10 protein-coding genes and 1 pseudogene are annotated in these 15,383 nt (G+C 65.7%); 9 read left to right on the forward strand and 2 right to left on the reverse strand.

From position 1 onward, the window contains the following. Window positions 1-174: 174 nt before the first annotated feature. Window positions 175-2,556, reverse strand: coding sequence for a response regulator (locus AWB79_RS36080; RefSeq protein WP_332459682.1), 2,382 nt, complete (start codon window positions 2,554-2,556; stop codon window positions 175-177). A gap of 87 nt (window positions 2,557-2,643) precedes the next feature. After that, window positions 2,644-2,811, reverse strand: a pseudogene (locus AWB79_RS40970) (histidine kinase dimerization/phospho-acceptor domain-containing protein); the annotation flags it as partial. 501 nt (window positions 2,812-3,312) lie between these two features. Between AWB79_RS40970 and AWB79_RS36085 the strand changes: the two are divergent. The 9 genes from AWB79_RS36085 (at window position 3,313) to AWB79_RS36125 (ending at window position 15,364) form a co-directional block, all read left to right on the forward strand. Next, window positions 3,313-5,007 (forward strand): FAD-dependent oxidoreductase, encoded by a 1,695-nt coding sequence (locus AWB79_RS36085; protein WP_061172255.1) that lies wholly within the window; start codon window positions 3,313-3,315, stop codon window positions 5,005-5,007. An 88-nt stretch (window positions 5,008-5,095) separates the two neighbouring features. Continuing rightward, window positions 5,096-6,532, forward strand: coding sequence for an aldehyde dehydrogenase family protein (locus tag AWB79_RS36090; protein WP_061172256.1), 1,437 nt, complete (start codon window positions 5,096-5,098; stop codon window positions 6,530-6,532). Between the two features lie 13 nt (window positions 6,533-6,545). Next, a complete protein-coding gene (locus tag AWB79_RS36095; RefSeq protein WP_061172257.1) occupies window positions 6,546-8,324 on the forward strand; it encodes a thiamine pyrophosphate-binding protein in 1,779 nt (592 codons plus the stop codon). Between the two features lie 119 nt (window positions 8,325-8,443). Then, entirely contained in the window at window positions 8,444-9,676 is a 1,233-nt protein-coding gene (locus AWB79_RS36100) for an ABC transporter substrate-binding protein (protein ID WP_061172258.1), read from the forward strand. A gap of 32 nt (window positions 9,677-9,708) precedes the next feature. Beyond that, window positions 9,709-10,578: a branched-chain amino acid ABC transporter permease gene (locus AWB79_RS36105; RefSeq protein WP_061172259.1), complete on the forward strand. Its 870-nt coding sequence runs from the start codon at window positions 9,709-9,711 to the stop codon at window positions 10,576-10,578. Further along, window positions 10,575-13,178: a branched-chain amino acid ABC transporter ATP-binding protein/permease gene (locus AWB79_RS36110; protein WP_096031659.1), complete on the forward strand. Its 2,604-nt coding sequence runs from the start codon at window positions 10,575-10,577 to the stop codon at window positions 13,176-13,178. Before AWB79_RS36105 ends, AWB79_RS36110 begins: the two co-directional genes overlap by 4 nt. After that, window positions 13,175-14,026, forward strand: a complete 852-nt coding sequence (locus tag AWB79_RS36115; protein WP_061172260.1) for a sugar phosphate isomerase/epimerase family protein — start codon at window positions 13,175-13,177, stop codon at window positions 14,024-14,026. Before AWB79_RS36110 ends, AWB79_RS36115 begins: the two co-directional genes overlap by 4 nt. Next, entirely contained in the window at window positions 14,023-14,940 is a 918-nt protein-coding gene (locus tag AWB79_RS36120) for an NAD-dependent epimerase/dehydratase family protein (RefSeq protein ID WP_061172261.1), read from the forward strand. Before AWB79_RS36115 ends, AWB79_RS36120 begins: the two co-directional genes overlap by 4 nt. A 1-nt stretch (window position 14,941) precedes the next feature. Further along, entirely contained in the window at window positions 14,942-15,364 is a 423-nt protein-coding gene (locus AWB79_RS36125; protein ID WP_061172262.1) for a cupin domain-containing protein, read from the forward strand. Window positions 15,365-15,383: the final 19 nt, after the last annotated feature.

The raw sequence follows: 15,383 nt of genomic DNA on the forward strand, positions 1-15,383 counted from the left end.
GACCGTGAAACGACTCCACGCCGATGATAGTGCGGATTCCCGTGTGAAAGTAGGTAATCGTCAGGCTCCTCATGCCGCAAACAAAAACCCCACCCCATAAAGGTGGGGTTTTTGCGTTTCGGCGCGCGGATTCGCGCCATGCGATATGGCGCGACCAGAACCCGACTCGCACCCTCACTCGGCAATCAAAGCCCGCAGGCGCGCGAACTCGACCGGCTTCAAAAGATGCGCGTCGAACCCGGCGGAAAAGGCCTGCGCCTTGTCTTCCTCCCGACCGTAACCGGTAATAGCGATGAGCCGCGCGTGCTTCGACGCCCCGTCTGCCCGGATGCGCCGCGCGAGTTCGTATCCGTCCATTTCAGCCAGCCCTATGTCGAGCAGAACGACGTCCGGGTGAAAGCGCTGAAGCAGGACGAGCGCGTCCCGGCTCGAATACACCGCCGCGACCTCGTGTCCGTCTTCCTGCAACAGCGCGCTCAACGCGTCGGCGGCATCGAGGTTGTCGTCTACCACGAGTATGCGGCGCGTGGCGACATGAACTTGCCGTTCCGTCGATGTGGCCGTGGCATCGAAATCGATCAGCGGAAGCCGGATTTCGAAGCTGGCGCCCTTGTCGGGACCATCGCTGCGAACGGCGACCGAACCGCCGTGCATTTCCACCAGGCGCTTGACCACCGCGAGGCCGATACCCAGTCCGCCTTGCGACCGGTCGAGCATGCGCTCGCCTTGCGCGAACAAGTCGAACACCTTGGGCAACATCGCGGCCGAAATGCCGATACCGTTGTCGCTGATTTCCACGACCGCGTGGCCATTCTCCTGCCGCGTGCTCACACTGATCTTTCCCGAGGGCGGCGTGTACTTCGCGGCATTCGCGAGCACGTTGCCGAAGCACTGCACGAGCCGCTGCGGATCGCCCATGATCGTCAGATGGTCAGGGTCCGAATGAACCGAGATGGCGTGGCGTCTTTCGTGCAATAGCAGATCGACGCTCTCGATTGAATTCGCAATGAGGCGGTCGATGCGTTGTGGCGCACGCCGCAATTCGATCTTGCTCTGCGTGATGCGGGAAATATCGAGCAGATCGTCGACGAGCCGCGTGAGCTGAGTGACCTGCCGCTCGATGATGTCCACGGTCTGCCGCGTCTTCGACGGCTCGGCGAGCAGACGCTGCAGCAGGTCGGTGGCGCTGCGCAGCGGCGCGAGCGGATTGCGCAACTCGTGCGCGAGCATCGCAAGAAATTCGTTCTTCTGACGGTCGGCGTCTTCGAGGGCGCGCTTCTGACGTTGCAGCGCTTCCTGCGACTGTCGCCGTTCGGTGATGTCCGACGCGGCGCCGAACCACTCGACGATATTCTCGTGCTCATCCAGCAGCGGGATCGCTCGTGAGAAGGTCCACCCCTGGGTCCCATCCACGCGGATCACCGGATGCTCGAGTTCGAACGGCGTCCTGGTCCGGATCGCGCGTTCGATTGCCGCCACCACGGGCGGCTGATCGGCGGGACGGATATATTTGTCGAGCCAGGTCTTGTTCGGACCGGCTTCATCGGGAATGAAATTGCGCCCTTGCAACTGACGCATCTCCCGCCAGTCCGGGCTCATCCGATACACCACATCGTTGGTCGCCAGCACATAGGCGCGAAAGCGCGCCTCGCCCTCGCGGCGCAGATGCGTGAGTTCGAGCAGCGAGCCCACGCGCGTCAGCAGTTCGCGCGCATAGAACGGCTTGACGATGTAATCATCGGCGCCGGCTGCAAGACCCTCGATGCGCGACTCCTCGCCGGCGCGCGCGGAGATCAGGATCACCGGCACGTCGCGCAGGCCGGGATTGTCGCGCAGCCGGGCGATCAACTCGAAGCCGTCGAGCCGCGGCATCATGACGTCGGCGAGGATCAGATCCGGACGCTCTTGCGTGGCGCGTGCGAACGCATCTTCGCCGTCGTGCACCAGTTCGACCACATAATGCGGCGCCAGCAGGTCGCGCAAATACGCGCGCATGTCGGCGTTGTCGTCGGCGAGCAGGATGCGCGAGCCATATGTGTGCGCGAAGCGGCTGTCGCCCTTGCTTGCCGCGTCCGTCGCGCCATCGGCCCAATCCGGCGCGGCCGGGCTCTCATCTTCACCGGGCAGCCAGCGCAAGGCCTCGTCGACGTACGCTCTCGCGTCGCTCAACGCCGAGGGCACGGCGATCGATCCGCGCAATTGCTCTGGCGGAACATGCGCCGTGCCGAAAGGAACGCACACGCGAAACGTGCTGCCGACGTCAGGCTCGCCCGTCACCTCGATCGTTCCGCCATGCAGGTGCACGATCTCCTGCACTAGAGCGAGCCCGATGCCCGATCCTTCGTGCGCCGGAACGCCGACGCCGCTTTCGGCGACGTTGAACACGGCGTGGTCGCCGCAGCGCGTGAGCGTGACGCGGACTGCTCCATCGAACGTGAACTTGAACGCGTTGGAGACGAGATTGAGGACGAGCTTTTCCCACATGACGTGATCGACATGGACGGGCTCGTCGAGCGTCGTGCAATCGACCTGATAGGCGAGGCCGGCGCGTTCCATCGCCGAGCGAAACGAACTCGCCAGGTCGCGCGTGAGCGCCGCCAGATCGATCGGCGCGAACGAGCCTTCCGCGCGTCCGGCCTCGATGCGGGCAAAGTCGAGCAGCGAGTTGACCAGCTTGAGCAGACGCCCCGCGTTGCGATGCGCGACATCGAACTGGATGGCGATCTCGGCCGGCAGGTTCGCCGCCGCGAGCGCATGGGCCAGTGGCCCCGGCATGAGCGTCAGCGGTGTGCGGAACTCATGACTCACGTTGGAGAAAAAGGCGGTCTAGGCCCGGTCGATCTGGGCGAGCGCCTCGGCACGACGGCGCTCTTCCTCGTAGGCGCGCGCATTGGTCACGGCGGACGCGATCTGGCTCGTCGCGACGAGCTCCAGGAAGCGGAGATATTGCGCGTCCGGACGGACCGGACGCGGGCCCCAGTTCCGTCGAGGACCAGTCGAACTCGCTCACGAGTTGCGTCAAGGACGCGCCGTTGTTCGTGTTCTCCATTTCCATATGTGCGTTTCTCTCGACGAAAACTCGGGCTCACGCGTGCGCAAGAAAGATTCTTGCACGTTCGAGCGGCAGGCACATCTGGCGCTCGATCAATGGATCGCATCCGGGGGGTCGAAAAGGATGCGTATCGAACGTGAACGATGGAAATCGCACATGACCGGCATCGCAGCGGAAAGAAAGCCATAGCGCAAAGCGATATCGCCCATCGGAAATCAATAGAGGCTCGATCGTCGCGCGCGCACATACACTGTGTCGCCATGATCACTCGAAACTACGACCTCATCGTCGTCGGCGCGGGCGCGGGCGGGCTCGCTGCCGCAGCGACCGGCGCCGCGCGCGGCCATCGCGTGCTGCTCGTCGAAAGCACGGACAAGATCGGCGGCACGACGGCGATATCCGGCGGCATGGTCTGGATTCCCGCGAATCACAAGATGCAGGGCGCGGGCATCGAGGACAGCGGCGAGGCGGCGCGCCGCTACATCGAACAGACGGTTCCGGGCGGCGCGCACGACGCGCGCATGCGTGCGTTCCTGCAACACGGCGACGCCGCCATCCGATATCTGGAAACGCATACGTCGCTCGAGCTGCAACCCGTGCGCCGCTATCCCGACTACTATCCCGACCTGCCCGGCGCGACGGCGGGCGCACGCGTGCTCGAACCGGTGCGCTTCGACGGCCGCGCGCTCGGACGCGACTTCGCCTTGCTGCGCGACCCGCTGCCCGAGTTCATGCTGTTCGGCGGCATGATGATCAGCCGTGAGGACATTCCGAAGCTGCGCCGCATGGGCAAGTCGCCGAAGGCCGCATGGGACGTGTTCAGGCTCGTATGCCGCTACGCAGCGCAACGACTGCGCGCGCATCGCGGCACGACGCTGGTGCTGGGCAATGCGCTGGCGGCGCGCCTGTTCAAATCGGCGCGCGACGCGGGCGTGGAGATCGCGCTGAATGCGAGCGTCGAAAGCCTGAGCGTGGAGAACGGACGCGTGACCGGCATTCGCCTGCGCGGCGACGACCGGCCGGTGACCGGGCGCGCCGTCGTGCTGGCGACCGGCGGCATCTCGCACGATGCGGACCTGCGTGCCGCGTTCGTGCCCCCGGGCGCGGGACAACGCTCGGCCACCGCGAACGCGCACGCGGCAACGGGCGGCGTGCGCCTCGCCAGCGACGCCGGCGCGGCGCTGAGCGCCAAGACCCACGGCATCGACGATGCACTCGCGTTCTGGGTGCCGGTTTCGACCTGGAAGCGCCGCGACGGCTCCGTCGCGTACTTTCCGCATACGGTCACCGACCGCGCGAAACCCGGCCTGATCGCGGTGAATCGCCACGGCAAACGCTTCGTCAACGAAGCGCTGTCGTATCACGAATTCGTGCGCGCGCAACTGCGCCACGCCGACGGCGCCATCCCCGCCTGGCTGATCTGCGACAGCCGCTTTCTCTGGAAGTACGGCCTTGGCCGCGTGCGCCCGTTCGCGCTTTCGACGCGGCGCGACGTCGCCAGCGGCTATCTCAGGCGTGCACCGACGCTCGACGCGCTCGCTGCCATCATCGGCGTGCCGCGCGATGCGCTGCGCGCGACCGTCGAGCGCTCCAACGCCGATGCGCGCCAGGGCCGTGACAGCGAATTCGGCCGTGGCGGGGACATCTATCAGCGTCATCTCGGCGACGGCGACCACGCGCCGAATCCGTGCGTCGCGCCCATCGAAGCAGGACCGTATTACGCAGTGAGCGTATTTCCCGCCGATCTCGGCATGGCGGCGGGCCTCGTCACCGACGAGCATGCCCGCGTGCTGCGCTGCGACGGCAGCCCGCTGGAGGGCCTCTACGCGTGCGGCAACGACATGCATTCGGTGATGAACGGCGCGTATCCCGGTCCCGGCATCACGCTCGGGCCCGCGCTCGTGTTCGGCGTCATCGCGGCGCACCACGCGCTGGGCGAGACACTGGAGCCATAAGCTCGACGTATAGGTGCTCTCGGAAAACAATAGTTTTGCTCTGGACACACCGCTCATACACTGCGCCTATCGCATGGAGCACATATCAATGACCGATTCAGAGACCGCGCTGCCCGAAGTCCGATTGCTGATCGACGGCCAATGGACCGATGGCGGCGACCGCATGGCCGTGCTCGACAAATACCGCATGACGCCGGCCGCGAGCCTGCATGTCGCGTCGCATCAGCAGGTGCGCGACGCGGTGCGGGGCGCGCAGCGCGCGTTCGCGGCGTCGGCGCTCACGCCGCACGATCGCGGCGCGGTGCTGGAGCGCGCGGCGGCGCTCTTCGAACGCGATATGGCGCAACTCGTCGCGGCGCTGCAAACCGAAGGCGGCTTCACGCAAACCGACGCGCAGAACGAAGTCCGCCGCTGCATCCAGACGTTCAGGCTCTCGGCGGAGGAAGCGCGGCGTCTCGCGGGCGAGATGGTGCCGCTCGAAGGCGCGCCGCAGCAGGCGGGGCGCATCGGCTTCACGATTCGCGTGCCGCTCGGCGTGGTGTGCGCGATCACGCCGTTCAATGCGCCGCTCAACACCGTCGCGCACAAGGTCGCGCCTGCGCTCGCGGCCGGCAACGCGGTCGTGCTCAAGCCGTCCACGCATACGCCGACGCTCGGCAACATGATGGCCGCGTGCCTCATCGAAGCGGGCTTGCCTGCGGGACTCATCAGCGTCGTGCATGGCGGCGCGGATGTGGCGAACTGGCTCATCGACGAGCCGGATGTGCGCTTCTTCGCCTTCACGGGCAGCACTGACGTCGGGCGCTCGATTCAGCAACGCGCAGGTCTGCGGCGCACGCAGATGGAGCTGGGCAGCATCGCCTTCACCATCGTCGACAGCGACGCGAATCTCGATCAGGCGCTGCCGAAAATTGTCGCGGCGGGCTTTCGCAAGGCGGGCCAGGTGTGCACGTCGATCCAGATGCTGCTGGTGCAGCGCGAGCGCATCGCGGAAGTGGAAACGCGGCTCGCGCAACTCGTGAACGAATTGCCTTACGGCGATCCGCGCGACCCCGCGACGCTGGTCGGTCCGGTCATCAGTCTCGCGGCGGCGGAGCGCATCGAGCGCTGGATCGACGACGCCGTGTCGCGCGGCGCGCGCAAGCTCGCGGGCGCCGCGCGCACGGGCGCGGTGGTGCCGCCCACGCTGCTCGCCGATGTCGATTCCTCCGCGCAGGTGAGTTGCCAGGAAGTGTTCGGGCCGGTCATGTCGCTCGTGCCGTTCGACACGCTCGACGAAGCGATCGACCGCGTCAACGCCACGCCCTACGGTCTCGCCACGGGCCTGTTCACCAACCGCCTCGACGCGGCGTTCCGCGCCGCGCGCCGTCTGCACGTGGGCGGCGTGCATATCAACGAGACCTCGAGTTCGCGCGTCGATCTCATGCCTTACGGCGGCAGCAAGGACTCCGGGTTCGGCCGCGAAGGTCCGCACTATGCCGTGCGGGAGATGAGCGAGGAACGTCTGATTACGCTGAGTACATGAAGGGGACGATGCAATGCCGATGATGAAAGGCGGTCAGCTGATCGCCGAAACGCTGGTCAAGGAGAAAGTGCCGTACGTGTTCGGGATTTGCGGACACGGCAACGTCGGCATTCTCGACGCGCTGTACGACGTGCGCGACAAGCTGCAACTGATCTCGCCGCGTCACGAGCAGTGCGCGGGCCACATGGCCGATGCGTACTATCGCGTGAAGCACCGGCCGGTCGCGACGCTCACGTCCACCGGACCCGGCTCCGCAAACATGGTGATGTCGCTCGCGACCGCGCTGTCGGATTCGTCGGCGTTCATGGCGATCACCGCGAACGTGCCGACCTCGCAGCACAATCGCGGTCCGTTCCAGGAGCTGTATCGCCATAATCAGGCCGATTTCGCGCAGGTGGTGCGCCCGGTCGTGAAGCGCGCCTTTCAGCCCACGCGCGTCGACATGCTGCCGCTCGCGCTGCGGCAGGCGATGGACACGATGGTGACCGGCCGCCCCGGTCCCGTGAATCTCGACATTCCCTACAACGTGTTCCAGGAAGAGGCGGATGTCGAGCTGCCGCCCGCGTCTCATCTGGACCGGCCGGTGCGTCCCGGCGCGAGCGAAGCCGACATCGCCGCCGTCATCGCGTTGATGGCAGAGGCGAGGAAGCCGGTGCTCTTCATCGGTCATGGCGCGACGCTGGCCGAAGCCGGACCCGAGCTCACCGAATTGCAGCAGAAGCTGCGCATTCCGGTCATCACGTCGCCGAACGGCATGGGCTGCGTGCCCGCCGACGATGCGCTCACGCTCGGCTTCATCGGCCGCAACGGGGCGTTTCCGGCTAACGAGGCGGGCCGTCAGGCGGATCTCGTCATCACCGTGGGCACGCGGTTCGACGACCGTTCGTCGTCGAGCTGGCATGCGGGCTATTCGTGGAACTTCCCGAAGACGAAGCTCGTGCATGTCGATATCGATCCGCAGGAACTCGGGCGCAACTACGCGACGGACATCGGCATCGCCGCCGACGCGAAGGTCTTCACCCGCCAGTTGCTCAATGCGCTCGCCGCACGCTGCGAGATCGACGCGAAACGCTACGCGCCGTGGGTCGAGGAAGTGCAGGGCTGGGTGCGTCAGTGGGAGACCTTCGTGCAGCCGCATTTCGGCGACTCGACCAGCCCGCTGCGTCCGGAATTCGTCGTCGGCACGTTGCAGAAGACGCTGCCCGACGACGTGATCCTGTCGCTCGATTCCGGCGTGCATCACAACTGGTTCATGCAGTTCTGGAAGCCCAAGCGCCCGCAGAGCATGCTCAACAGCTGGGGTTATTCGTCGATGGGCTTCGGCGTGTGCGGCATTCTCGGCGCGCAGCTCGCGGCGCCGGACCGTCCGTGCGTCGCGGTGGTCGGCGACGGCGGCTTCACGATGACGCCCTACGTGCTGTGCACGGCGGTCGAATACAACCTGCCGTGCGTGTGGATCATCTGGAACAACTTCGCGTGGGGCGCGATCCGCGACCTGCAATACGGCCTGTTCGATGGCCGCGAGATCGGCACCGCCTTCTACAAGGGCCAAAGCGGCGAGCGCTACAACCCGGACTTCGCGGCATGGGCGCGCGCATGCGGCGCGGACGGCGTGACGGTGACGCGTCCGCAAGACCTGGGCGGCGCGGTCGAGCAGGCGCTGAAGAACCGCCGTCCATGCGTGATCGACGTGCATGTCGATGCCGAAGTGCGCCCGCCATCGACGGGAACGTGGCAATTGCCGCCGATTCCGTACAAGGAACCGGTCTACGGCAAACCCTATATCGCATGACGCATCAATAGCGCTCGCAGCAGCGCAGACAACGAGAGAGCGCAGTTTTCCACGCAAGCTCCCAGGCGCCGCGATAACCAGACAGCCACGCGGCGCCGCACCTCTATCAGGAGACGTTCATGACTTTCCGCAATCCGCGCGGGCGGGTAGGGTATCGCTCGTTCATCGCTTTCGCAGCAGGCCTGAGTTTCAGCGCGGCGGCGTTCGCGCAGGGCAACGATCCGGTGCGTATCGGCCTCATTTATTCGAAGCAGGGACCGGGCGCGTCCATCGGCCAGTTTCTGCAGCGCGGCAGCGAGATCGCGCTGGAGCAGGCGGGCAATAAAGTGCTCGGCAGACCGATCGAAGTGACGTGGCTCGACGAGCCGAATCCGCAAGTCTCGCAGCAGAACATGCAGAAGCTCGTCGACGAGAACAAGGTCGTGGCCGTCGTGGGCGGCAACTACAGCTCCTCCGCGCTCGCGATGATGAGCGTCGCCAACCGCGCGAAGATTCCGCTCATTTTGCCGGGCGCGGCGGCGAGCGAAATCACCGGCAAGGATTGCAGCCGCTATACGTTCCGCACGCAGGCGACGGTGCCCGTGCAGATCGCGGGCGTGATGCCGTATCTGTCGCAGATCGGCAAGAAGGTGTACTTCCTCACGCCTTCGTATGCGTTCGGGCAGGACATCCTGCGCGCCGCGCGCGGCCGCCTGAAGGAAAACGGCATGACGGAAGCGGGCGTGGACGAAGTGCCCGTCAATACGGCCGACTACAGCTCGTACATCCTCAAGATCAGACAGGCCAAGCCCGACGCGGTGCTGGGCGGTCTCGTCGGTGGCGACTTCTCGAACTTCCTCAAGCAATGGAACGAGATGGCGATGAAGGACAAGATCCCGTATGTGGCTGTCGCCGTGACCGACACGGACTTCTGGGACGTCGGTCCGCAGGCGTCCGCGGGCATCTACGTGAAGCCCTGGTACTACAACAATCCGAAGAACTCGGACGCCGAGAAGAAGTTCACCGCCGACTTCGAGAAGAAGTACGGCCGCCCGCCCTCGGACAAGGCCTGGTCCGGCTGGATCGCCATGCGCGCGCTGCTCGAATCGATCAACGCGGCGAAGTCCACTGACTCGAAGGCGATCGTCACCGCGCTGGAGAACTGGAAGAACACCGACGGCCCGCTGCCGTTCTACTTCCGCACGTGGGATCACCAGCTCGTGCGTCCTTCGGTCGTCGTGAAGGTGAAGTCGAAGATCACCGACAAGTACGACTACTTCGATGTCGTCAAGCAAACCTCCGACACCGCCGCCGACACCGAGAAGGCCTTCGGCGACAAGCAGCAGATCGGCTGCAACATGCCGCCGCTCTGAGCGACGTCGCGACATACGCACAAGAGGGCATCATGTTCGAATCGCTCGTTTCCCAATCCGCCAACGGCCTCGTGCTGGGCTTCGTCTATGTGCTGATCGCCGTGGGCCTGTCCATCACGTTCGGCCTGCTCGGCGTGATCAACTTCGCGCACGGCGCCTTCTTCGCGCTCGGCGCGTATGTCGCTTACCAGCTCTTTCAGATGTTCGGCTGGCCCGCCGTGATCTTCGCGCCGGTCGTCGTGGGCGTGATCGGCATGGTGGTCGAGGTCGTCATCATCCGCAGGTTATACGGCAAGGAACCGCTGTCGAGCCTGATCGTGACGTTCGCGCTCGCGCTGCTGATCGAGGCGCTGATCCGCTTCTTCTGGGGCGCCGACGGCAAGCCGTTCAATCCGCCTGAGTTTCTGTCCGGAATCGTCGAGGCGGGGCCGCTGCTCATCACGAAGTATCGCGTGGGCGTGCTGGTGGCGACCGTCGGCACGCTTCTCGCGCTGGCCGCCTTTCTCGCGTGGACGCCCTATGGACGCATCCTGCGCGCGGGCAGCCGCGATCCGGAAATGGTCGAGCTGCTCGGCATCAATCTGCCGCGCGTGCTCACGGGCGTGTTCGGTCTCGGCTGCGCGCTGGCGGCCATCGCGGGCGTGCTCGCCGCGCCCTTGTGGACCGTGTCGCCTTCGATGTCCGCGAACGCCATCATGCCCGCCTTCGTGGTGGTCGCGATCGGTGGACTCGGGTCGTTCGTGGGCGCGGTGGTGGCGGGTCTCGCGGTCGGCGTGGTGACTTCGGTCACGATCCAGTTTCAACCGGATGCGGCCGCCGCATCCATGTACGCGCTGATGTTCCTCGTGATGCTGTTGCGTCCGCGCGGACTGTTCGGCGAACAATGGGAGCGCTTCGAATGAATTCGCGCACACACACCGACGCGACGCCACCCGTGCAGGCGGCCGAGCGCGTCAATATCCGGCCGATGCGCCATCCCGTCGCCGTCATGGCCGCGGTGCTGATCGTGATTTCGGGCGTGTCGCTCGCACTCGGCATGCCGATCGACCGCATCACGCAGATCGCGATCTACACGCTGTACGCGGCGGGCACCAACTTCCTGATCGGCTATCTCGGGCTGGTGCCGTTCGGCGCATCGTTTTTCTTCGGCTGTTCGAGCTATGCGCTCGCCATCGCGTTCGGCGCTTTCGGCGGCAACGAGATCAGCGGTCTCCTGATCGCGACGGTGTTCTCGCTCATGCTCGCGCTGGTGATCGGCGCGCTGATCCTGCGGCGCAAGGGCCTGTACTTCTCGCTGCTCACGCTCGCGTGCTCGCAGATCGCGTTCGAAGTCGCCTACAAGTGGACCACGGTGACGGGCGGCGAGAACGGCCTGCAGAACATCACGCGGCCGTGGTTCAAGTCGGCGCTGTCGTTCCATGTGTTCACGGTGGCGGTCGTGCTCGTCGTGTCGTGGCTGTTGTGGCGCGTCGCGCATGCGCCGTTCGGCCGTCTGATGCAGGCGCTGCGCGATAACGAACAGCGCGTGACGAGCCTCGGCTACGACGTGTACACGACGCGCCTCATCGCGCTCCTGATCGCGGGCGGCACCATCGGCGTCGCGGGCGGGCTCATGGCGCTGCTCTTGCAAGGCGTGTACGCGAACAATCTCAACTGGGCGCATGCGGGCGACCCCGTGCTGATGGCCGTGCTCGGCGGCGTGCATCAGTTCCTCGGGCCGCTGTGGGGGGCCATCACCTTCATCGTGCTGGAAGACCGGCTGAGCGCGATCACGGAGAACTGGTGGCTGTTCTTCGCGCCGGTGATCATAATCATGGCGCTGCTGTCACCGGAAGGCATTCAGGGCTTTCTGCGCCGCTTCGGCAAGCGTTCGCGCTGGACGCTCACGCGCGACACCATTCCGGCGCGGCCGGCGCGCATCACGCCCTATCGCCCGGCGGATGCGGGCGGCGACGATGCGCGCGCCGTGCTCTCGGTCGAGAACCTGTCGAAGCGCTTCGGCTCGATCGTCACGCAGGACGGCATCTCGCTCGAAGTGAAGCGCAATCAGCTGCACAGCTTCATCGGGCCGAACGGCGCGGGCAAGACCACGTTCTTCAATATTCTGACGGGCTTCATCCTGCCCGATGGCGGGCGCATCGTGTTCGAAGGCCGCGATATCACGAAGCTGCAGGCGCACAAGCGCGCGCGTCTGGGTCTCGCTCGTTCGTTCCAGATTCTCAGCGTGTTCCCGAACCTCTCGGCGTTCGAGAACGTGCGCGTCGCGGTGCAGGCGTCGCGCAGGCAATGGCGCGGCTTCTGGCGCGACGCTTACACGAACGACGAAGCCAACGATCGCGTGTGGTCGCTGCTCGATGCGGTCGGTCTCGCGGATCGCGCCGCGGACCTGTGCGCGGAACTCTCGCACGGCGAGAAGCGCCTGCTCGAAATCGCAATGACGCTCGCCACCAGCGCAAAGCTCCTGCTGCTCGACGAGCCGCTCGCGGGCCTCGCGGAATCGGATCGCAAGGTCGTGGCCGCGCTGATCCGCAGACTCGCTTCGTCGCATGCGGTGCTGTTGATCGAGCATGACATCGACCGTGTGCTGGCGCTGTCGGATCGCATCACGGTGCTGCATCAGGGGCGTCTGATCGCGGACGGCCTGCCGGCGGATGTGGCGCGCAATCCGCAAGTCATCAGCGCGTATCTGGGCGATGCGAGCGCCCATGCGCAGCCTGCCGGCGACGTGAAGGTGATCGCCGCGAACGATGCACGCGAAGACAAACCCGCAGGCCGCACGCTGCTGCAACTGGAGAACGTGAGCGCGGGCTACGGCGGCGGCACAGTGCTGGAAGGCGTCGATCTGACCGTGAACGCGGGTGAAGTGATCGCGCTGCTGGGCCGCAACGGCGTCGGCAAGACGACGATGCTGCGCACCATCACCGGCACGCTGCACGCCACGTCGGGCCGCGTGGTCTTCGACGGCAACGATGTCAGCGCGATGCGTCCCGACCTCATCAACAAGCTCGGCGTTTCGCTGGTGCCGGAAGGCCGCCGCCTGTTCCCGAACCTCACCGTGCAGGACAACCTGAAGCTCGGCGCGCGCGCGGGCGGCGCACCGCTCGATGAAATCTGCGAGCTGTTTCCGAAGCTGCGCATTCTGATGCGTTCGCGCGCGGCGAATCTCTCGGGCGGCGAGCGGCAGATGGTCGCCATCGCGCGCGCGCTGATGGTGCCGAGCCGCCTGATTCTGCTCGACGAACCGTTCGAAGGTCTCGCGCCCGCCGTCGTGCATGAAGTGCGCGAGGCCGTCGCGAAGCTCACGTCGCGCGCGAGTCTCGTGATCGTCGAGCATCACGCGGAGTCGGTGCTCAACATGGCGGATCGCGCATACGTGCTCGTCAACGGACGCGTCGCGTTCGGCGGCAGCGCGCGCGAACTCGCTGCCGACGTCGCGCTGCAGGAACGCCTGCTCGGCGTGAGCGCGGGCGACACCGAAGAACTCCTTCGCAAGACCGCATGATGACGAACGCAATCACGAAACGGCCGCTCGGCGTCAACACCTACGGCTATATCTGGTCGACGCCCGCCGAACGATGCGTGCGGGAACTCGGCGCACTCGGCTATCGAGAATTCGAGCTGGTGCTCAACCCGCCACATCTGTCGCTCGATGAATTCACGAAGGCCGAACGCGATCGCTTCGCCGCGATGCTCGCAAGTGAAAACATCGCGGTGCGCTCGCTGAACGTGCCGAGCCTCGATCACAACCTCGCGAGCCCGATGCGCCGCATGCGCGAATACTCGGTGCGGCTCTTCATCGATTCGATCGACCTCGCCGCCGATCTCGGCGCGACGCATCTCGTCGTCGTGCCGGGGCGCATGAGTCCGCTGTTTCCGCCCGCGCTAGAAACGCGCCAGGCATGGATGCGCGAGAGCCTCGATCCGCTCGTCGCGCATGCGGAGCGCCGCGGCGTGAATCTCGCGCTGGAGAACGTGCCGTTCGCTTCCTTTCCGGATGCGCAGACGCTGGGCGCATTCGTGCGCGCTTACGCCTCCGATGCGCTGTCCATCTGCTACGACGCGGCGAACGCGCATTTCATCGGCGAATCGCCGGCGGACGGCCTGCGCGCGCTGCGCGATCTCGTGAGTCTCGTTCATCTGTCCGACACCACGCAACACGCGTGGCGTCACGACGAAATCGGTCTGGGCGACGTGCGCTTCGACGAAGTGCTCGACACGCTCGACGACATCCACTTCGGGGGAACCTGCATGCTCGAAATCATTTCGTCCGCGCCGCAAGACGCGATTGTGCGCAGTCATCGCGCGCTCGCGGCGCTCGGCTTCGCGTCAATCGGGGAGATGCGCGCATGAGCCGCATTCTCGTGACGGGCGCGGCCGGCCTGCTCGGCCGCTTCGTGGTCGACGAACTGCTGAAGCACGGCTACGACGTGCGCGGTTTCGATCGCCGTGAAGGAAACGCGGATATCGAATGGATCGTCGCCGACGTGACCGACGCCGACGCCGTGAAACGCGCGATGCAGGGCATCGACTCCGTGCTGCATATCGCGGCGGTGCCGAACATCTGGTCCGGCGACGGCGCGACGATCATGCGCGTGAACACGCAGGGCACGTATCTCGTGTTCGACGCCGCCGAAGCCGAGGGCATCGAGCGCGTCGTGTTCTGTTCGAGCGATTCCGTCGCGGGCTACACGGTGCGCGAAGGCAGGATGCTGCCGCCGCGCTATGCGCCGCTCGATCTCGCGCATCCGCTGCTTGCGACCGATCCGTACGCGGTGAGCAAGGTGATTGGCGAGGACATCGCGCGGTCGTATGCGTTGCGCGGCATGTCGGTGCTGGCGCTGCGCACGGTGTTCGTCGCCTATCCGGAAATGGAAGGCGAGATCGTCGCGCGCGCGAAAGATCCGGCGAACTACAAGGCGCCCGCGGTGGGGGGGCCGTCGACGGCGGGCGGCGGGCCCCTGCATCATCATATCGATGCGCGCGATCTGGCTCGCGCGTTCCGTCTCGCGCTCGAATTGCCGATGCAGCCCGGCGAGTTCGACCGCTTCTATCTTGCTGCGAACGTGACGCTGTCGCCCGAGCCGACTGTCGAGCGTCTCAAACGTCTGCACGGCGATGCCGTGGAAATTCGCGATCCTGACTACTATCGCCGCGAACCGTATGCGCCGTTGTACGACCTGACGCATGCGAAGGAGCGTCTGGGCTTCACGCCCGAATACGACTTGCGGCATCTGCTCGCCGGCTTGCCCGGCTTCGAGAACTGACATGACGACCATCATCCCCGACGACAAGCACTTCAAACATGCCGAAAAAGAGAAGCAGGCCGTGACGCGCAATCTCGCGGAACTGCTGTGGGTGCAGTATCCCGGCCACTTCAATCAGGCGCTTTCCAAGGCGATCGTGACGCCGGAGACGTGCGGCAGCCGCTTCTTCGATCACCGCATCTCGTGCTACGAGCCGGGCGCCTATGTCGAGAATCACGTGCACAAGGTGCAGGAGCAGATCTATCACGTGCTGTCCGGCGAGGGCGTGCTGACCGTCGACGGCGAACGGCGGCTCGTGCGCGCGAACGACGTCACGTATATCCCGCCCGGCGTGCATCACGAGTTTCATTGCACGGGCACCGACACGCTGGTGTTTCTCGTCATCACGAGCCCGCCGACCGACGAAGAGCCGCAACCGCGCTGAACCCGCGACAGAGACCACA

The organism is Caballeronia hypogeia, from assembly GCF_001544875.2.
GTDB classification, from domain to species: domain Bacteria; phylum Pseudomonadota; class Gammaproteobacteria; order Burkholderiales; family Burkholderiaceae; genus Caballeronia; species Caballeronia hypogeia.